At 49.5% G+C, this 20114-nt stretch carries 15 protein-coding genes; 4 read left to right on the top strand and 11 right to left on the bottom strand.

Going from position 1 to position 20114, the window contains the following annotated elements:
- The first annotated feature begins 163 nt into the window (after positions 1-163).
- The 4 genes from UNDKW_RS12955 to UNDKW_RS12970 are packed head-to-tail and all read left to right on the top strand — an operon-like array spanning position 164 to position 5148.
- Positions 164-1747: a sugar ABC transporter ATP-binding protein gene (locus UNDKW_RS12955; protein ID WP_162059022.1), complete on the top strand. Its 1584-nt coding sequence runs from the start codon at positions 164-166 to the stop codon at positions 1745-1747.
- A complete protein-coding gene (locus tag UNDKW_RS12960) occupies positions 1744-2751 on the top strand; it encodes an ABC transporter permease (protein WP_162059023.1) in 1008 nt (335 codons plus the stop codon). The genes UNDKW_RS12955 and UNDKW_RS12960 overlap by 4 nt, the downstream gene beginning before the upstream one ends.
- Entirely contained in the window at positions 2748-3764 is a 1017-nt protein-coding gene (locus UNDKW_RS12965) for an ABC transporter permease (protein ID WP_232063371.1), read from the top strand. Before UNDKW_RS12960 ends, UNDKW_RS12965 begins: the two co-directional genes overlap by 4 nt.
- A gap of 7 nt (positions 3765-3771) precedes the next feature.
- Entirely contained in the window at positions 3772-5148 is a 1377-nt protein-coding gene (locus UNDKW_RS12970; protein ID WP_162059024.1) for an FGGY-family carbohydrate kinase, read from the top strand.
- A gap of 69 nt (positions 5149-5217) precedes the next feature.
- Here UNDKW_RS12970 and UNDKW_RS31155 read toward each other — a convergent pair whose 3' ends face one another.
- The 11 genes from UNDKW_RS31155 to dgoD all read right to left on the bottom strand — a co-directional run bounded on the left by UNDKW_RS31155 (position 5218) and on the right by dgoD (position 20088).
- Positions 5218-7143 (bottom strand): family 43 glycosylhydrolase, encoded by a 1926-nt coding sequence (locus UNDKW_RS31155; RefSeq protein WP_197893146.1) that lies wholly within the window; start codon positions 7141-7143, stop codon positions 5218-5220.
- A gap of 151 nt (positions 7144-7294) precedes the next feature.
- Positions 7295-10465 (bottom strand): TonB-dependent receptor, encoded by a 3171-nt coding sequence (locus UNDKW_RS12980; protein WP_232063372.1) that lies wholly within the window; start codon positions 10463-10465, stop codon positions 7295-7297.
- Between the two features lie 403 nt (positions 10466-10868).
- On the bottom strand, positions 10869-11816 hold the full coding sequence (locus tag UNDKW_RS12985) for a LysR substrate-binding domain-containing protein (protein WP_162059027.1): 948 nt from the start codon (positions 11814-11816) through the stop codon (positions 10869-10871).
- 23 nt (positions 11817-11839) lie between these two features.
- A complete protein-coding gene (locus tag UNDKW_RS12990) occupies positions 11840-12613 on the bottom strand; it encodes an SDR family oxidoreductase (RefSeq protein WP_162061923.1) in 774 nt (257 codons plus the stop codon).
- A 29-nt stretch (positions 12614-12642) separates the two neighbouring features.
- Positions 12643-13680 carry an L-arabinose ABC transporter permease AraH gene (gene araH / locus UNDKW_RS12995; RefSeq protein ID WP_162059028.1) on the bottom strand — a complete coding sequence of 346 codons (1038 nt, stop codon included), beginning with the start codon at positions 13678-13680 and terminating at the stop codon, positions 12643-12645.
- An 18-nt stretch (positions 13681-13698) separates the two neighbouring features.
- On the bottom strand, positions 13699-15216 hold the full coding sequence (araG, locus tag UNDKW_RS13000; RefSeq protein WP_162059029.1) for an L-arabinose ABC transporter ATP-binding protein AraG: 1518 nt from the start codon (positions 15214-15216) through the stop codon (positions 13699-13701).
- A 13-nt stretch (positions 15217-15229) separates the two neighbouring features.
- A complete protein-coding gene (locus UNDKW_RS13005; RefSeq protein ID WP_370529132.1) occupies positions 15230-16249 on the bottom strand; it encodes an arabinose ABC transporter substrate-binding protein in 1020 nt (339 codons plus the stop codon).
- A 2-nt stretch (positions 16250-16251) separates the two neighbouring features.
- Positions 16252-17241: an SMP-30/gluconolactonase/LRE family protein gene (locus UNDKW_RS13010; RefSeq protein ID WP_162059031.1), complete on the bottom strand. Its 990-nt coding sequence runs from the start codon at positions 17239-17241 to the stop codon at positions 16252-16254.
- Positions 17238-17903: a 2-dehydro-3-deoxy-6-phosphogalactonate aldolase gene (locus UNDKW_RS13015; protein WP_162059032.1), complete on the bottom strand. Its 666-nt coding sequence runs from the start codon at positions 17901-17903 to the stop codon at positions 17238-17240. Before UNDKW_RS13015 ends, UNDKW_RS13010 begins: the two co-directional genes overlap by 4 nt.
- A 32-nt stretch (positions 17904-17935) precedes the next feature.
- Positions 17936-18937 (bottom strand): 2-dehydro-3-deoxygalactonokinase, encoded by a 1002-nt coding sequence (locus tag UNDKW_RS13020; protein ID WP_162059033.1) that lies wholly within the window; start codon positions 18935-18937, stop codon positions 17936-17938.
- A gap of 2 nt (positions 18938-18939) precedes the next feature.
- Complete coding sequence (gene dgoD, locus UNDKW_RS13025) at positions 18940-20088, bottom strand: galactonate dehydratase (protein ID WP_162059034.1); 1149 nt, start codon at positions 20086-20088, stop codon at positions 18940-18942.
- Positions 20089-20114: the final 26 nt, after the last annotated feature.

A 20114-nucleotide genomic window follows, 5' to 3' on the forward strand; every position in this document is an offset into this window, starting at 1 on the left:
CTTGTTCAGTACCGGCCCGTGATGCACTTCAACGGGCTGTCTGGAAATAGAACCAGTTGCATGTGAAAATTTATGCCAGCAGCACATGCTTGTGCTTGCCAGTTTTTTACGCAGGCAACTGACTTCTTTTCTATTATTGCCTTGCCTTATATTAATGACCTTAATGACGAACGAGCACAACCCGTTTCCCATCGCCCCGGATGGTTCACCTGCGGCACCTATTCTGACATTGACCGGTATTTGCAAACGCTTTCAAGGCATCATTGCATTACACGAAGTTGCACTCAATGTGCGTGCAGGTGAGGTCATGGCGCTGATAGGTGAAAACGGCGCTGGCAAATCCACTTTGGTAAAAACACTGACTGGCATTTATCAGCCGGACAGCGGCAGTATACATATCGCGGGCAAGCAAGTTCGCTTCGCCAATCCACAAGATGCCATGCTGGCAGGTGTTACTGCTGTTCATCAGGAAACCGTCATGTTTGACGAATTGACGGTGGCAGAAAATATTTTCATAGGCCGCCAGCCCATGTGCGGCTTTCCGGCACGGGTAGATTGGGCATTGATGGAAGCTCAGTCTGAAAGACTGTTTGCAAGGCTGGAAGTGTCGCTGCCGGTACGAGCCAAGGTCAAGGACTTGAGTGTGGCACAGCGCCACTTTGTCGAAATTGCCCGCGCCCTGTCGCAAGATGCACGCGTGGTCATCATGGATGAGCCGACCGCATCGCTGTCACAACGGGAAATTCAAGAGCTGTACCGCATCATCAGGCAATTACGCGCTGCTGGTACCGCAGTGATTTTCATCTCACACAAGTTTGATGAAATCTATGCTGTTGCCGATCGATACACCGTCTTACGGGACGGTCATTTTGTTGCTGAAGGTGCACTGGCTGATATCTCTGAACCGGATCTGGTGTCTCTCATGGTAGGTCGCTCCATTCATCAAACCTTCCCCAAGCAAGCTGTGGTCATAGGCGACACCTTGCTTGAGGTAAAAGATTTTTGTCACCCTACCGAGTTTGACAAGGTCAATTTTTCTTTGCGCAAAGGTGAGATTCTGGGGTTTTATGGTCTGGTGGGTGCGGGCCGTTCAGAAGTCATGCAAGCCCTGTTTGGACTCAGCAGTGGCGTCACTGGCAGCGTAAGCCTGGAAGGCAAGGTATTGGCCATTAAATCAGCCAAAGATGCGATATCCCTTGGCATAGCTTATGTTCCGGAAGACCGGCAACATCAAGGTGGCCATCTGACCATGTCGGTGCAGCAAAATATCACCTTGCCTATCCTGGATCGCATAGGCTTCCTGCTCGGCAGGCGACGCAGCGAAGAAGCAGCAATTTCAAGACACTACAGCGAACAACTAGAACTCAAGGCTAGTCATTTGACGCAACTGATCGCCGAGCTATCTGGTGGCAACCAGCAAAAAGTCATCCTGGGCAAGTGGCTGGCAACCAAACCCAAAGTCATCATCCTGGACGAGCCAACCAAGGGTATCGATATCGGTTCCAAGGCTGCGGTGCACCGTTTCATCAGCGAACTGGTTTCAACGGGATTGTCAGTGATACTGGTGTCATCCGAATTACCGGAAGTACTGGGCATGTCTGACCGCGTTATCGTCATGCATCAGGGACATATCAAAAAAATATTTGACAGAGCACATGCCACGCCAGAGAGCGTAGTTGCTGCGGCGTCTGGCAGTGATGCATCAATAGTGGAGATAGCAAGGGAAATGGCAGAGGAAATAGCATGAACCGTTTGAAGTATTTGCAGCAGAGGGAAGTTCTGCTGGGATTGATGATCGCTTCTCTGATAGTCCTTGTTGGGCTACGTGCGCCTGTTTTTCTCAGTGTATCAAGTCTGTCCAACTTGATGACCGACAGCACGCTGTTGATCATGCTGGCGGTGACCCAGATGTTTGTCATCATTACACGTGGCATCGATTTATCAGTGGCATCCAATTTGGCGCTATCAGGCATGATGTCTGCCTTGCTGGCTTCGAAATTTCCTGATCTGCCTCTACTACTGATTATCTTGGTGGCAATCGTCATAGGCCTTGGCCTGGGATTGATCAATGGCTACCTGATCGGTTACTTGGGTCTGCCGCCTATCGTCGTAACGCTGGGCACCATGAGCGTCTATCGCGGCCTGGTGTTTGTATTGTCTGGTGGTGCCTGGGTATCGTCACACCAGATGCCTGCCGCCTTCATCGCCTTTCCACTCAGTCAGTTACTGGGAATTACGCACCTGGTCTGGATTGCCGTCATCGTTATTGCTGTGATGTGGTACCTCGCCCGCTATACGCATTTTGGCAGGGACTTGTATGCCATTGGCAATCAACCAAATGCTGCCAACTATATAGGCATCCCTACCCCGCGCCGCCTGTTCTGGACGTATGGCTTGTCAGGATTGATGGCTGGCTTATGTGGTTACCTGTGGGTGGCACGTTACGCAGTGGCCTATACGGAAATTGCCTATGGCTTTGAATTTACCGTGATTGCAGCCTGCGTCATTGGTGGTATCAATATCGCCGGTGGTGCGGGTACAGTATCTGGTGCAGTACTGGGCTCACTGTTCCTGGCAGTCATCAACAACGCCCTGCCCATCATGAAAATTTCGCCCTTCTGGCAAAGCGCACTGACCGGCGTTGTGATACTTACCGCCGTCATGATCAATGCCCGTAGCAATAAAAAAAGCAGCCGCCAGATTTTGCCTTTGCAACTGCTGCAAAAAAATGCAATCAGGAGCAGTACGTGAACACGACTACCATGACACCCTCAAATAACAGCTCACGCTACACCATACGCGACCGGGAAGATTTTCAGTTAAAAAAAATCTTCTCGCATTGGGAAACTCTGCTGGCCATACTGTTTGTCGCAGCCTTCATTGTCAACAGCCTGGTGTTGCCGAATTTTTTTGATTTGCACAATTTGGCTGATGGCACGTTCAACTTCAGTGAAAAAGCACTGATCGCCTTGCCCATGGCCTTGCTGATCATCTGCCGCGAGATCGATATTTCTGTGTCCGGGATATTGGCATTGTGTTCAGTTGCCATGGGTCTGGCGAATTCACATGGTTTCCCTGCTTACACTTTATTGTTCATCGCCATATTTACCGGTGCTGCCTGCGGCAGTTTGAATGGCTTGCTGGTGACGCGCTTTGCCCTGCCTTCCATCGTCGTGACGATAGGCAGTGTGTCACTGTTTCGCGGTCTGGCCAGCGTGGTTCTTGGCGACCAGGCATTTACTTCTTATCCGCAATTATTAATCGACTGGGGCCAGGGCTATTTCTTTGATCTTATTCCCCGACAATTCATCGTCCTGTTGTTCTTTGTTGTACTGTTCGCGATTCTGCTGCATGCAACCAGTTGGGGACGCCGCATCTATGCGATTGGCAACAACCCTGTTGCGGCCAGATTTTCTGGTGTGGCTGTCGATAAATACCGCTTCATGCTGTTTACACTGACCGGCGCCATGGCTGGCCTCGCAGCGTTTTTCCTGACGGGACGCATCGGCAGTACTCGCCCGAATATTGCTACAGGATGGGAGCTGGAAATCATTACCATGGTGATCTTGGGTGGTGTCAGCATCGCGGGTGGCGCAGGAACCATTATCGGCGTGTTCCTGGCTGTATTGACATTAGGTATCGTCAACTATGGCATGGCATTGGCAAACATCCCCGGCATTATCATGACCATCATCGTCGGCATCCTGCTGCTAGTCACGATTGCCCTGCCCCGTCTGATGAATCTTAAGAAACAAAGAAAATAAAAAGCAAATGAAGCAGAATGCCAGTATCGTCCTTGACATAGGCAAGACCAATGTAAAGCTCAGCCTGCTCGATGCGCAGGCAAATACTTTGGCCGAGCAACGCTGCGCCAATAACATCGTCCAGGACGGCGTCTATCCACATCATGATACCGAGAGGATATGGTCGTGGATGCTGCAGATATTCGGTGAATTTTCCCAGATTGCCAATGTGTCAGCAATCATCCCAGTGACCCATGGTGCGACTGCTGCGCTGGTGAATGACAAAGGTTTGGTGCTACCAGTTCTGGACTATGAGTCAGAATTGCCTGAGCAGGATAATCATCAATATCAGCCGCTACGGCCGCCATACCAGCAAAGCTATTCTCCTGATTTGCCAGCAGGCCTCAATCTGGGTCGTCAACTGGCCTGGCTGCAAAACAACTACCCACAGGAATTTGCCAAAGCCTCACATATACTGATGTATCCACAGTACTGGGCATGGCGCTTGTCCGGTGTTGCAGCAACTGAAGTCAGTTCACTAGGTTGTCATACAGACTTGTGGGACACCGGGCAGCAGAAATACTCTTCTTTGGTGGAGAAAAAGGGATGGGCTTCCCTTTTCCCTCGCATGCAAAAAGCCTGGACCAGGCTGGCAACGATACATCCCACATTAGCAAGGGAAACCGGTTTGCCAGCAGATTGCCAAATAATATGCGGTGTGCATGACAGCAATGCATCTCTGTTACGTCATCTGAAAGATGCGGGTAACAAGCACCGTACAGTTCTATCGACCGGCACCTGGACGATCGCTGCCGCCTTGGGCGCAGATCAGGAAAGGCTGGACGAACATGCGGATATGCTGGCCAATACCAATGTGCTTGGTGAAGCAGTTTCCTGCATGCGCTTTATGGGCGGGCGGGAATTTGCCATTCTGGCAGGCCAGGAGCCAGTGACTTGTACGCCATCCGATATCAGCAAACTAATCAGCCAAAATACCTTTGCCTTGCCCTGCTTTGCCGAATCAGGTGGCCCGTTTTCTGGACAATTGGCCAAAATATCAGGGCAGGCACCAGAAAACATGCAGGAAAGATATGCTCTCGCCACTCTGTATTGCGTACTCATGACAGATTATTGCCTGGAAAAACTGGGGTCAGAAGGCGATATCATTATTGAGGGAAGTTTCACCAACAATCCCTATCTGGCAGCATTGCTGGCTAGCTTACGGCAGCAGCAAAACATCGAGCTGTCAAATGACACCAGTGGTACCACTTACGGGGCCTGGATGTTGCATCACTGGGAAAAATTGCCTGACCTGGATTCACAAGCTGGTGCCGTGAGCAAACTGGAACTGCCCGGATTACTCACTTACAAGGCGAAGTGGCACGAATTGGTGACGTCCAGATAAGTCAGAATCGATCCAGAAATTCATCAATGGGAACCTGTTACCTGGTTCCCATTTTGCGTTCTTCAGCCGCTAATCATTTGATAAACGGACATAAGCAGGTGCATCACGGTCAACCTGCAATCCCTGCTCAGTCAGTAATAACTCAACGACCTGCAAGGAACTGCGTCGCTGTTCCTTGCCATCTTTTTTCTGGTCGGCACCACGTTTTCCAGGATGGGTGAAATAAAATAAAAATGCCCTGTCACCGTTGACGACAACATCGGGATGCCCGCCGATGACGCCATCATCTTCGCCATGCCCTGGTATTTCAAGCAGATTACCACCCACCTGGCGCTTCCAGCTCAGTAAGTCATCTGAACGATATACAGCCAGCCCACGCCACACATCAGTAATCATCCACCATTGCTCTTTCCAGCGAAAAACCTTGGGCCCTTCCCCACTTTGATCGCCAACGGCCTTGCCTTTGTCTATCCATTTTTCAAGATCAACACTGTCAGCATAGTAAATAGATTTTTTGTCCACTTCATTGTTGTACCACATGCGATATCCGCCTTCAGGCAAACGCAGTACCGTAGCATCAATCACCCTGTCAGAAGCAAGCTGCAATACCCTGGCATTGCGCCAGTGACGTAAATCCTGGCTACGCAGATGTACCATGTAGCGAGGATGTTTCCAGTCATTAAAGATACCGGGTACCACCGTCAGGAACATATGATAGCTGCCATCATCAGCCCGGATGATCTCGGGCGCCCAATGAGTAGACTCAAGCCCGCCCATGGATGGCGGCAACTCTATGTCGGCTTCGCCCAAGTAGTGCCAGTTGGCACCATTATCATCTGATTCAGCTATGCCTATACGTGTTCCATGCACCCATGCGACACCAGGGACATCATTAGCATTCGCCCGTCGGTTGGTGTAAAACATCCACCATTTACCCAATGCGGTATTGCGCACCAGCACAGGATCTGCAGCTCCATCCATGATGGGATCTCTGAACAAGGGCCTGGCAGCCAGTTTGCCCTGATTAATCATGGGTGCACCAGGTTGTCCAAAATCTGGTGTTCCGTCAGCGTTCCAGCTGAATGTCTGAGCACAGGTATGTCTGTTCGGGTCATTTAGTGCATTACCCTTGATGTCCCGATAATCACGGGCGTGATAAACCAGTACATCTGTTTTACCATCTGCCGTGGTCGTGAAGGAATTGTGTCCGGGACCATACTGATTACTTGCAGCATTGCTCTTGAATACCGGCTGAGAAGATTTGCTCCATACCTTTGCATCAAGCAAATTTGCGTTTGCCGGTGCCGTCAATAAACCCATACAATAGTTTTCATCGGTGGCGCTGGCTGAATAGGTGATGAATATACGCCCATCTCTGATCAATACTGCCGGCGCTTCATTGACTTCATATTTACGTTTCTCCCATTCATAATCGGGGCGCGACAATAAAGTCGCTGGCCCTGCAATAGACAAAGGCGTATCCATCTTCGCCAGATAGATATTGGTATTCTTTTTATCCGACGCAGGATCACGCTGCGTCCACACCAGGTAACGTTGGCCAGCATGAGAAAACGTGGTTGCGTCCAGTGAAAATGATTCCCAACCGGTCTTGATCTGTCCCCGCTCCAGCCACTCGCCGTCAACAGGATTGGCCGCACTGCTTTCCAGTACATACAGTCGTATATCCCAGATCGCGTCAGCCCTGCCAGCTGTGAAATACACATACCACTTCCCATCAATGAAATGTAATTCCGGAGCCCAGATGTGATGACTCATGGGGCCGCTAGCGTGTTTGCGCCAGATGACTTTGGCATCTGCCATGGCAAGTTCATTGATGCTGCGTGCACGCCTCAATTCGATGCGATCATATTCTGGTGCTGTGGCGGTAAAGTAATAATAGCCATCTGTATGCAAAAATATTTGTGGATCTGCCCGATTCTTGACTAATGGATTATTAAAAACAGGCTGGGCAAACGATAAACCAGGGACAGACATGAATACTGTCCATATCAGGCTAATGAAAACCATCCTGCACTTTGCATGTGAAGTCATGAGAAATAGTTTGAAAATACGAACCTGAAAAAAAACCAGCCATCTGCACTAGCATGGCTGGATCAAATACAGCGATTAACAAAAGTCTTACTGATTAATTCTTGATCGATACACCGATGAAGTAGCGACGGCCAGACCATACCAGTTCATTCGGGCGCGACAGATCACCTGCATCCGTGATATTTGCCTGATCAGTCAGGTTTTTGCCTTCAAAAGAGAAAGTGATAAACTGGTTATAACGATATTGAATTTTGGCGTCCAGATACCCAGTCTTTTCGTTATAAACCGGGTTTTTGGAAACGTCCTCAGTGCCAGTGTAGTAACGATCACGATAATGGTAGGCAAGACGAGCATTGAATCTGTCTTTGTCGTACCACAAGCCAAGGTTGTAGGCATTCTTAGACATCCCAGCATAAGGCAGAATCGAACCATCCAAGGGATTCAAACGCTCAGTACCAGGGGCATAAGTAAAGCCCATACGGGTATAGTTAGCGTCCACGCCAAATCCACTCAGGAAACCCGGCAAGAAAGTCAGTGCTGTTCTGCCTGCAATTTCCACCCCTCGCGTAACTGCACCAGGGAAATTGACGGGCATATTGACGTCCCACAAAGTCCCGTCCTTAAACAAATCCACACTCTTGACATTTGTTTTTACCGCGTTACCAACCGTGATGTTTTTACGGAACAAAGCAAGACTAAGCTGACTATCTGAATTTGGATAGTATTCCAAACTCAAATCTGTATTGGTGGCCTGGAACGGCTTCAGAGAAGGGTTACCTGCCGTGCAATCATCTGTTCCATCACCACCAAATTGCGCTGCACCGCTATTTTTGGTACAAGTAGCATTTGGGACAATATCAGTGATTCTTGGACGAGACATAACCTTGCCCCAACCAATGCGCACCAGAAATTGATTTGGTATCAACCATGCACCTGCGTTAAAGCTTGGCAATACATTCGAATAAGTATTGTCTATGCTGGTAATGGAGTTCGACAAAATGACTGTATTGAAAGTTGTCGAACCAGGTGTTTTCTCGACATTGATCTGTTGTTTGAACAGGCCCTGAGAGACATCGCGCGTTTGTGTATATCTGACACCGATGTTACCGAAGATGTCTTTGCCAAACAATTCAGTATCAAAATCTGCACGTAAATAAACGGATTTGACTTTTTCATCGACAACATAAGCAGGAATCTGCGCATACATTTTACCGTCACTGCCAGGCGCGTTATACAGGTAGTCATGGTTAAAGTGGGTCAGATCAAAATTGGAACCCACATTTGCAAATGAAGGAGCAACCCAGTTTGTGGGTACATTGCTGATACCACTATAGCCCTTGAAGAAGGTGCCAGGCGAAGTCGAGAATACAGATTGCGCCAGCGCAGCCATGGCAGAGCTGTTGACCGACCTGGTCCAAGCATTTGCGTCAGCTAGATTTGTCGGGCCTACTGTTGCACGCACCACATTGGTGGTATTCAATGGGTCGTAACTATAAGTCTGGTTGATGTTTGCTGTTTGCACATACACATCGTCAGCATTACTGTTCAAGTCATTGCCAGCGCTGGCAAGATAACCACCACCGTTATACTGACTGGACTTTGCCTGCTGCGACTGAACACCAAACCAGATGCGGGACAAAAAGTCAGTTTTCAGCTTATATTTGAAATCAAGCTTGAGCTGATCTTCTTTGTTGATCGTTTCTGAAGGGCGGTACTGCAATTGAGCAGAAATATAGGAATTAGGGTTCGAAGGACTATAGCCTGTTGGAAAAGTAAATCGCGGCAACCCTGAAGAATCAAGATTGACCTGCAAACCAGGGGCATTCTGCGTCAATATCAGATTATTCGAATCACTGCTGTACGTGGATTTAGCTGATGATGCCAGGCCTTCTACATCCAGACGTTCGCCCTTATAGGTAAAGCCGGCTGTCGTATATTTGGAATCAATTTTTAAACCAAAATCGCGCAAGGATGTGCTAAAGCCGGCCTGCCCGCCGTTTGGCGAAGCCGCACTACCCGGTACCAGGCAGTTACCCAACACATACTGGGTAACGATATGATTTTCAACGATCATGCCAGCCGGTGTCGTGGTTGTTGAAACCGGCGTGCATGAGCCGCCGGTTGGCACAGCAGTGGCCGCAGCATAGGTTGGCAAAGTACCTGTACTGGACAAGCGGGTGACCGCACTGAAGTCTGTACCGTAGTTGTAATCCCGGAGTTTTTGATTCTGGATATTGGTCTGGTAACTTACCCAGGCGTTCAAACGATCAGTAAATTTGTATTGCGCCGTCAGTTCAGCAGAAGTTCTTTCATGATCACGCTCCCAGATACCATAACGGGCAATCTGTGGTGAATAGTCATTCCATTGCGAGACACAGCTAGCCTGCAATGCGGCGGTAGCAGCAGCTGCCGTCTGCGTTGCATTGGCGGGGCTGCTCAGGTTGGAACAGTCAGCTTTGGAACTTACGCCTGCCAATACCGGATCAATACTGGGAACCGTTTTTTGCGGAGAAAAGTCCCAGTCACGGAAGTAACGCCATGAAGTATTTCGGGAAAAATCACCACGCGTCAAGACCTTGTCGTAGATAACATTCGCCATCAGCCCGAGGCGGTTATCAAAAAATTTGTCGGTGATAAAGAGATTGACACGTGGTTGCACGCCACCACGCTGTGGAGCCTGCTCACCGGCAACACTGCCAACAACAGTCATTTTTTTGAAATCGAGTGGCTTGCGTGTCGAAATTTGTACTGAGCCGCCAATACCCCCCTCAGTCATATTGGCTGTCACACCTTTGATGACATCTATCGAAGAAATCAATTCTGCGGGCAATTCACGCAAATCAGCGCCACGACCGGCGCCCCCGGTAGTGCTCAGTACTGAAACGCCATTGACTTCAATTCGATTCAAATCCGGTTCAACACCGCGAATGGAGACACTAGTGCCTTCGCCAAACGAACGTTCCAGCTGCACACCAGTAACACGCGAAAGTGCTTCGCCGACGTTTTTGTCCGGGAATTGACCGATATCTTCAGCAACAATGGAATCAGCTACTGTGTCCGCACGCAGTTTTCTGTCAATTGCGGAGGCTACTGATTTGCGGGTTCCAGACACAACGACAACATGATCAGCCTGCTCTTTGGTGTCTGCAGGTTTTTTTGCTTCTTGTGCCATGACTGAATTGGCAGCCATGACAGATAGTACAGCCAGGGCTGTACCTTTGAGTTTGGGATTAAAAAATTCTTTTTTACCGCGATTGTTCAACACAATTATCTCCTCCATTTATCGGCCATGTATAGCCTGTGTTATTAGCTGCATCCGACCATTTTGTTTGGTCTGTCATTCAATCCAGCTGATTCAATGAAAAAGATTTTAAGTGATGATGAAATCCAATTACGCACATAAAAAAAAGAATCAAGAAAGTGATTGGTTTTTAAGCAGAAATTTGATCATTTCAGACGAGAAGATGAAAAACTGATCGAAACTGATTATAGATTTTCAAGGCATTTTATGCGATGCAACATTCGACATCAGAGATAAAAACACATCAAAAAGATACTGAAAAAATTTGGATGGGAGTTTGTCATCGCCTCAAGAGCAAGGCCAGACAAGGCATTCGAAATCCCTCATTAAGAAATGCGGGAAATGCATAATTGAAATGTCTTGCTATTTACTTGTCCGTATCTTGCACTGCCAACTCGCGCAAAATATCAAGCATGGCTTGTGCTCCAGGCGACAAACGATGTTGCTTTCTGGTGACAATACCATAGGCATCCATACGCAATCCAAGATCAAATGGCAGCACGGATAGCAGCTCGGCATCGAGATAGGTACGAATCAGGTCTTCCGGCAAAGCAGCCACCATATCAGTGGCCATCAATAAGCTGGCAATCACCGGTAGCGACAAGGTTTCTACCGTTTCTACCGGTTGATCAAGGCCGTGTGACAAGAAAAGAGAGGTGAGGCGATCACGCAAAATACTGCCATTTGGTGGCAGTATCCAGGCCTCTTTCGCAAGATCATTCAGAGTCAGTTTTTTTCGCTGTGCAAGGGCATGCTTGCCGCGTGCAATCAGACTGTGAGGCTCGTCGGTCAAGGGCTCAAAATTCAGTTCTGCGGCAGATTCAGAATCGAGAATGCGGCCTATGACCATGTCCAGTTCTCCGGCACGCAAACGCTGTATCAGTATCTTGCTGGTATCAACCTGTATGGCAACATGCAAGCGCTTATGGCGGGATTTGAGCAGGCTTACTGCTTGCGGGATGAGATTCATCGATGGTGTCATGACTGAACCTATCGAGACAAAACCGCTTAAACCGGACAACAACTCCATGACTTCCTGATGGGCTGCATTCATTTCTGCCAGCGCTGCACCTGCTCTGCGTATCATGATCTCGCCATACCAGGTAGGTGATATGCCGCGTGGCAGGCGTTCAAACAACTGCACACCGAGGGCATACTCAAGTTCTGTCAGCAATTTGGAGGCTGCTGGCTGAGTCAGATGCGCAGCCTCAGCCGCATGAAAAATCGAACCATGGCGTCCCAACTCAACCAATAACACCAGATGGCGTGTTTTCAGGTGTGTGCGTACAAAGCGATCGGGCTTGCTATTGCTCATGCCGTCAGTAGTAAAGACAAAGATCAATCATGATACAACTGCGAGCGCCCTCCATCAATCAGGATATCAGTAGCATTAATGAAACGTGCTTCGTCGCTGGCCAGAAAAACTGCCGTGTAAGCGACTTCTTCTGGCATTCCTATGCGACGGCAAGGCAACAGCGCGGCCTGACGTTGTTGCTCGGCCGCCGGGTCAGGGCAACTGGCAAACCAGGATTGTATGGCTTCGGTCATTATCAGGCCGGGTGATATGGAATTAACCCGTATCCCTCTCGCTGCATATTCTATCCCCAGAGACCTGGTCAGGCCTATCAAAGCATGCTTGGCAACCGGATACGGAAAACATCCCGGTATGATTTTATGTCCATGTACAGAAGCGATATTGATGATACTGCCAGTTGCCTGTTCAAGCATGAACGGCAGCACTGCACGAGTAGTATTCCAGGCACCTTCGAGATCGACAGAAAAACAACGTTGCCATTCTTCATCTGTCATCTGCAAGGGATCTGCGAACACGTTCATGCCAGCATTGTTGACCAGAACATCCACTTTCCCAAATTTTGCTACCGTCTTATCGACCAGGGCCCGCATGGCACCAGCATCGGCAACATCTGCCTGGACAAAAAGACTATGCCCGGAGCCCAATTCAGACGAGATGCACTCAGCAGCAGCGTCGTGAATGTGACTATTGAGTACGACACGTGCGCCTTGCTGTACAAAGAGACGTGCTGTAGCAGCCCCTATGCCCAAGGTGGAGCCAGTGATGATGGCGACCTTACCACGCAATCTTTCGCACATCTGATTATTATTGACTGAGTATGAATCGTTCATGATTTCCTCGCAGACCGGTTTTTTAATTGATCCAACAATACCGCAGCCAGCAAAATAAAACCACGCATCAGGTACTGATAAAAAGCATCTACATCCAGCAAGTTCATGACATTCTCTACCGTCCCCATGATCAGAACACCGACCAGCACTCCGGTGATTCTGGCTTTTCCACCTTGCAGGGACACGCCACCCAGTACGCAGGCAGAGATGACATCCAGTTCAAAACCTTGCGCCGAATTTGGTTGCCCGCTGGTGATGCGGGAGGCGAGTATCAGTCCTGCCAGTGCTGTCACCAATCCTTGCAACAAAAATATCCAGATACGCAGGCGTTCGACGCGGATGCCCGCAAGACGTGCGGCATCTGGATTACCACCAATTGCCAAAGTATTTCTTCCAAACACAGTATGATTGAGCAAAATACCAAATATCAAAAAACAGGCTGCAACAACCAATACTGGAAATGGCAAGCCAAAAATACGACCGTCACCAAAACTGATGAAAGTCTCATTGGAAATCCCCACCGCCTGGCCTTTTGAAACAATGAATGCCAGGCCGCGCACCATCAGCATGGTCGCCAGAGTCGCAATCAGGGCATTTACCCGCAAATAGGCAATCAATACTCCATTACCTGCGCCTATCAGTGCGCCAGCCAGTAAACCACCGCCAACAGCGAGCGTGATGCTGCCGCTACGCTCGAGAATGATCGCACCCAGCACGCCAGTGAAGGCAATGGTCGATCCTATAGATAAATCAAAATCACGTGAAGCAAGACACATCATCATGGTGCAAGCGACCATGCCTATCTGTGCCACAGAGAGCATCAATCCGACAATATTGGTACCTGAGAAAAAATTTTCTACTGAAAAGGACAGCACAATAAAAAGTAAGGCATATGCCAATGGCATACTCTGCTCATGCAACCAGTGCCGGGTCGTCTTCATAATATTCTTACTGTTCATACTATTGTTTTGTCCCGGTTTTTTTTGCTGAACTGTTGATACATCGTCTGTCTGTGCAGGAGTAAGGGAAGACATGAAAGATTCCTGTAATAATTATGCTGCGTGCAAGTCAGGCAGCGCCAATTGCAGGACTGCGGCTTCATTCGCCTGACTGCGCTCAAGTTCACCGCTGATCTGCCCTTCACGCATGACGATGACGCGATCACAAATGCCCAATATTTCAGGTAATTCGCTGGACACCACGATCACACAGCAACCGCGCTCGGCGACTTCATGAATGATGCGATAAATTTCATTTTTTGCGCCCACATCTATGCCACGCGTCGGCTCATCCAGGATGAGTACTTTCATACCCGGTTCTGCCAGCCAGCGTGCCAGAATGACTTTTTGCTGATTGCCACCGGACAGCAAACGAATTTCCTGTTCGCGATTCGGTGTTTTTATTTTTAATCTTTGAATAAAACGATCAGCCAGTTCTGCTTCATGTTTATGTCTTAAAAATAGACCTGCCAGCAGACCATGGCGGCGACAACTGATATTGATGTTTTCTGCGACAGATGCCTCTGCCAGAATGCCTTGCTCTTTGCGATCTTCAGGGCACAAGACTATGCCTGCCTCTATGGCGGCAGCAGGTCCATGATCAGGCACACTAACGCCATCCAGCACGACACTGGAACCCGCAGCTTTTTTGTCCGCACCATATAACAGACGCATTAACTCAGTGCGGCCAGCACCAACCAGGCCAAAAAAGCCTAGCACTTCGCCGCCGCGTACACTGAAATCTTGAGCCACCGTAAGCGTCTCGCCTTTGATCTGTCTGACTACCAGTCTTTCAGCCAGGAGCTGGCGTGGTCGGTAATCGTAAATATCGCTGAGCTCACGTCCCACCATATCATTAATGAGTACATCGCGTGGCACATCGGCCATTACCGGATGGGTGACGATTTTTTGACCATCGCGAAAAATCGTGCAGGTATCGCATAGGGCGTATAACTCTTCCAGCCTGTGAGAAATATAGATGATGGTACGACCCGCAGTACGCAAATCACGTATCAGACGAAACAGAATTTCACTTTCGCGATAAGATAAACTGCTGGTCGGCTCGTCGAAAGCAATGACCTGTGCATCTTGCAGCAGGGCCTTGCATATTTCTGCCATTTGCCTTTGAGCTATCGATAAATCACAAAGCCGGGCACCAGGATCCAGATCAACACCCATTTGTTGCAGGCGCAGGCTTACCTGACGCCGCGCCTCAACCCGGTTCACAAAACCCAGTTTTTGCGGCAAACGCCCTAATAACAAATTTTCTGCGACAGTCAGTTCCGGAACATATTGCAATTCTTGGTGAATGACGGCGATGCCCGCTGCGATGGCATCACCGGCAGACGAGAAATAACACGCGCGTCCATTCAACAACAAGCGCCCGCCATCCGGTTTGTACTGACCACCCAGTATTTTCAATAGCGTTGATTTGCCTGCGCCATTTTCACCAAGCAAGCCATGCACCGTACCTGCATGGGCGTCAAAACTGACGCCATTGAGTGCTTTCACACCAGGGAAATATTTACACACATCTTCAAACTGAAGAGATGGGGGCTGAGATGATGACATGATCGGCTATGTCCTAAAGTCCGAATTCCGCACGTACATCACTCTGATTCCGGCGTGTCATCAAGACCCCTGTAGTCAGTATCAGCGGTGCAGGAGTCTTGTTTTCTGCTATCCATTTATACATGTTCACTGAAGTTTCATAGCCATGACGCTTGGGACTGATCAATACTGTGCCATAAAATCCAGTTGGGCTGGGTTTGGCAAATTCATTCAATGCAGTTTTACTGCCACCTATGCCTATGCCTATGACAGCGTCACTGCGCAAGCCCCTGCCCTCAGCTGCACGCACTGTACCAAGAACAGCTTCATCGTTCATGCCAAATACCAGCCATCGTTTGAATTTTGTTTGTTTGGTCAAAGCAATATTTGCGGCATTGAAGGCACTTTCCGTATCCGTTTTTGCCTGTGCTGCATCAACTATGTTCGCAACAGGAAAACCGCCGGCCTTTAAGGCATCCAGCGCCCCCTGAGTACGTTCACGTGCCGTAGGCAGTTGGTCAAAGGCCATACGCATGGCACCGACTTCAGCCATGTTCCAGCCACGTGACTTCATTTCTTCCATCAGACCCTGTCCAACCTGCTTGCCAATTTCATAGGCCGAGATACCCATGTGCGGGATAGATGCTATCGGTTTGCCACTGCCATCGACAAGCTGATCATCGACCGACATCACTTTCAGATTATTTCTTTTGGCGGCACGTTCAACTGCCATACCCAGTTTGACATCCGGCGCACAAATCACAAAGCCCTGGGCTTTCTGTGCAGCCAGGTTGTCTATGGCAGCCATCATCTTTTCACCATTAGCCACACCTATTTTCACCAGGGAAAATCCTTTTTCCTTAGCTGCCTGTTCTGCATAACGCCATTCATCCTGGAACCAGGGTTCTTCAGCCTGCTTGACCAAAAAACCTATTTTCACTGGATCGGCCGCCTGCGCTGCGGATACAGCTGCAAGACTGAAACAGCCAGCTACCAAAGTGAAGCCAGCGGCATTTAAGAACTGCAAGCATCTATCTCTTATTGTGTTTTTCATCATCATTGTCTCTTTATTGTTTTAGGGGGCAAGGGCAATACTGAGCCTGCATCACTGTCGTCGAACAAGGTATCGGCAACTGCGAGCGGCGCATCCATCTGCGTCACAAACAAACTACCGGCAGCTGGCATGCGGGATAATTCTTCGACACTCATTTCCTGTCGTGCGCTGCTAACCATGAGATAGTCACCATTGACACCGCCAAATGCAGGACAGGTAGGATTTTTTGTTGGTACCGATAATCGCTGCAGGCAACGCCCGTCAGGCGCGTACTGCGCCACGCTGCCAGCGCCCCACTCTGCGTTCCACAGGCATCCATTTCTGTCAATGACAGAGCCATCTGGATAGGCTTCATCGCCCTCCGGTATGGCGAACAAACGGATATTACTGACACTGGCAGTTTCAGCGTCATAATCACACTGCTGTATGCGACGGCTTAATGTGTCGGCAAAGTACATGGTCTTGCCGTCCAGGCTGAAGCAAATGCTGTTGGCAATCGCTACAGCTGGCAAAGCCAGCCTCCGTAAACCGTAAGGTATGGAAAACTGGTAAAAGCTGGCAATAGGACGTTTTTCCGGCGCTTCATTCATAGTGCCAAATACGAAGTAACCGCGCCTGTCGGTACGCCCATCATTCACACGTGTGCGCGGCTCTGCCGGATCAACAGCAACCAGCGACTGTACTGGCAACTGGACTGTCGTAGCCGGACTCGTCGTCAACTGCGCCAATGATGCAGGCACTGCTGCATTTTTTGGCAAGCTGGCAAAACACAGGCGCTTTGCCAATCCAAGCAAAATACGGCCTGAACGACAATGAACAAAAGAACCCAATCTATCTGGCAATCTGTAAGTGACTACAGCCTGACCAGGTTTCCAGTTTTGCAAACTCGCTGCCTCAATATCAGTCCACCACCAGCTTTCTGTATTATCTTGCCAGCTCAAACCCTCACCCAATGTAGCTGTATGCGCCAGAGCCTGTTGCAGATGATTCATTGCAAAACCTCATTTGATTTTTTTACCATACCTGCTCTGAGGGCTTTTATAAAATCAAGTGCCTTGGCTCTTATTTTTACAGCATCCATTCCTGGTTTATACAAAGCTGAGCCGAGACCAAATCCGCTGGCACCTGCACGAAGGTAGTCATCCATATTGTCAGGGGTAATCCCTCCCACTGGCAAGAGACGCAAGCTGACAGGCAAAACAGCCCTCATCGCCCGTACTATAGGCGGCGTGACCAATTCTGCAGGAAAGAGCTTGACTGCATCTGCACCTGCATACATCGCCGCAAATGCCTCTGTCAGTGAGCTTGCCCCTGGTACGCAATACAGGCCCTGTTTTTTTGCTTCCCTGATGACCATTACATCAGCGTGCGGCATGACGATCAAACGTCCACCCGCATCACGTACCTGGCGGACGGCATCCAGCGTCAACACAGTACCTGCACCTGTCAGCGCATCAGATGGCAGACAACGACTTAGCATGCCTATCGATTCGAGCGCAGATGGTGAATTCAGCGGGACTTCAATGATGCGAAAACCGGCTTCATATAAATTTGCAGCGATGGATTCCACTTCTTCAGGATGTATGCCGCGCAAGATGGCAATCAAGGGTAAATCAGCAAATGCCTGATCGAATGTGGCGGGAATGGTTTTCATGAAATTCCTTCGGGTGGTGTTAATGTCCATACTCAGGATCTCAGCATGCCTGCGGTGAACGCCAGATGCCACAAACCCGCCGGTGCGCTATTCAGCAATACAGCATCTGGCTTGAAGCCAAAACGTGACAGCGCCAGGGAATAACGCCCACAAAGAGACGCGTCCCCTATCAATATCAATGGCGCATGTGCCAGACCGTGCTCAGAGCGCCAATGCAAACCAGCCAGTAACTCATTGGCTATCAATAAACCAGATAAGTAATCCGCCAGTCCATCAGGTGGCATATCACCCATCAAGCCCAGGGTGCGCACACTGAACAATTGATGACTCAAGCCTTGCGCCATCATCTTGCGGGCAACATCCAGGCCGGCAACAAAACTGGCATCACTACTCTCCCCCTGCACGGCAGGCATCAAACGGCCAAGAACCGAATGCTGCTTGAGTACGGCGAACAATTCCCCCGTCATGTGTGTGGCAAAAGCCTGTACTTTTCCATCCACAATACTGGCCCATTTCGAATGTGTACCGGGCATGACTATGCATGACCGGCTGGCCCAGTCTGGCTGACCTTGCAGTGCACCTACGATCTGGGTTTCTTCGCCACGCATGACGTCAGGCGCATCGCCGCGATATAACAAGCCCGGCACAATACCCAGGCGTGAAGGCACCGAGCGTAAATTTCCGGCATCTATAGATAGAATATTGATGGCAATATCATGTGCGTCTGCCGGACTTTGCACATAGGGCACCTCTTGCCAGCCATGCTTGCTGCCAACCATGCCGCAAGCCAGCAAAGGAACATCAGGCCAGTTTGTCAGCCAGTCACCGGCCAGTTCCTGCAGTTCCCGCACATAAGCAGCTTGCCCGCCCTGCATGACAGAAATACCGGAAGCTGCTTCCCGGCTATCGATAAGTTGACCATTCTGTCCGATCAAGAAAATCCGCAAGCCTGTACTACCCCAGTCAATACCGATCAGGCTCACATTTTCTTTAGCATTCAAAGGCAAAACTGCTTTGCTTTGTGTGATATTCATTTCTACCATTCCGCAACGCTGCCATCTGGATGCCGCCACAAAGGATTACGCCAGTCAGGAGCGCGCAAGCTGGCCTCTTTCACGCGTTCTTCATCAATTTCCACACCCAGACCTGGTTTCGGCAAGGCAGCTATATAGCCATCCGTAATGCGTAAATCTTCGCGGTTGATGACGTAGTCAAGCAGCTCTGCATCCTTGTTGTAATGGATGCCCATGCTTTGTTCTTGCAAGACTGCATTGTGAGCGACAAAGTCGAGTTGCAAACATGCTGCAAGCGCAATCGGCCCCAAAGGACAATGCGGTGCCAGAGCAATGTCATAGGCTTCTGCCATTGCGGCAATTTTATGGCATTCAGAAATACCACCAGCATGGGACAGATCAGGCTGGACGATGGCAATGCCTCCTTCCTGAAACACCCGTTTGAATTCAAAACGGGAATACATGCGTTCGCCAGCGGCCAATGGTATAGCCGTGCTTTCTGCCAGGCGTGGATAATATTCAGCCTGTTCTGCCAATACAGGTTCTTCTACAAACAAAGGACGATATGGCTCCAGAGCACGCAACAAAACCTTGGCCATGGGCGCAGCCACGCGACCATGAAAATCAATGCCAAATTCGATCTGACTGCCAAACGCTTCACGAATCTCGGCAATACGGCCTACCGCGGCATCAACTGCCGCAGCGCTGTCAATGATGCCGAATTCTTCTGTGCCGTTCATCTTGAAGGTATCAAAGCCCGCTTCGCGCAGACGACGAATATCAGCAATCACGTCAGCAGGTCTATCACCGCCGACCCAGCTATAGGTTTTCATGCGGTCACGCACCAGGCCACCCAGCAATTGATACACCGGCACACCCAGGGCTTTGCCCTTGATATCCCACAGTGCTTGATCAATGCCTGCCATGGCGCTCATGAGTATGGCTCCACCGCGATAAAAACTACCGCGATACATGACTTGCCAGAGATCATTGATGCGGGCCGGGTCTTGCCCTATCAGATAAGGCGCAAATTCCTGCACTGCGGTTTCTACAGTTCGCGCCCGCCCTTCTATGACAGGCTCGCCCCAACCGACGATACCCTCATCGGTTTCTATCTTCAGCAACATCCACCTTGGAGGAACACGGTAAGTAGTCAGTTTTGTTATTTTCATGACGCAATGGCTAAGCAAATGAAGTC

Origin of the sequence: Undibacterium sp. KW1, assembly GCF_009937955.1 — a bacterium.
In the GTDB taxonomy this organism is placed as follows: domain Bacteria; phylum Pseudomonadota; class Gammaproteobacteria; order Burkholderiales; family Burkholderiaceae_D; genus Undibacterium.

Bases quoted from the DNA above. Each gene is read 5' to 3' on its own strand.
- araH (WP_162059028.1), bottom strand. From the start codon at position 13,680: ATGTCTTCCCTTACTCCTGCACAGACAGACGATGTATCAACAGTTCAG.
- UNDKW_RS13010 (WP_162059031.1), bottom strand. From the start codon at position 17,241: ATGAATCATCTGCAACAGGCTCTGGCGCATACAGCTACATTGGGTGAG.
- UNDKW_RS12955 (WP_162059022.1), top strand. From the start codon at position 164: ATGACGAACGAGCACAACCCGTTTCCCATCGCCCCGGATGGTTCACCT.
- araG (WP_162059029.1), bottom strand. From the start codon at position 15,216: ATGTCATCATCTCAGCCCCCATCTCTTCAGTTTGAAGATGTGTGTAAA.
- UNDKW_RS12985 (WP_162059027.1), bottom strand. From the start codon at position 11,816: ATGAGCAATAGCAAGCCCGATCGCTTTGTACGCACACACCTGAAAACA.
- UNDKW_RS13015 (WP_162059032.1), bottom strand. From the start codon at position 17,903: ATGAAAACCATTCCCGCCACATTCGATCAGGCATTTGCTGATTTACCC.
- UNDKW_RS13005 (WP_370529132.1), bottom strand. From the start codon at position 16,249: ATGAAAAACACAATAAGAGATAGATGCTTGCAGTTCTTAAATGCCGCT.
- UNDKW_RS31155 (WP_197893146.1), bottom strand. From the start codon at position 7,143: ATGTCTGTCCCTGGTTTATCGTTTGCCCAGCCTGTTTTTAATAATCCA.
- dgoD (WP_162059034.1), bottom strand. From the start codon at position 20,088: ATGAAAATAACAAAACTGACTACTTACCGTGTTCCTCCAAGGTGGATG.
- UNDKW_RS12970 (WP_162059024.1), top strand. From the start codon at position 3,772: ATGAAGCAGAATGCCAGTATCGTCCTTGACATAGGCAAGACCAATGTA.
- UNDKW_RS12960 (WP_162059023.1), top strand. From the start codon at position 1,744: ATGAACCGTTTGAAGTATTTGCAGCAGAGGGAAGTTCTGCTGGGATTG.
- UNDKW_RS13020 (WP_162059033.1), bottom strand. From the start codon at position 18,937: ATGAATATCACACAAAGCAAAGCAGTTTTGCCTTTGAATGCTAAAGAA.
- UNDKW_RS12990 (WP_162061923.1), bottom strand. From the start codon at position 12,613: ATGTGCGAAAGATTGCGTGGTAAGGTCGCCATCATCACTGGCTCCACC.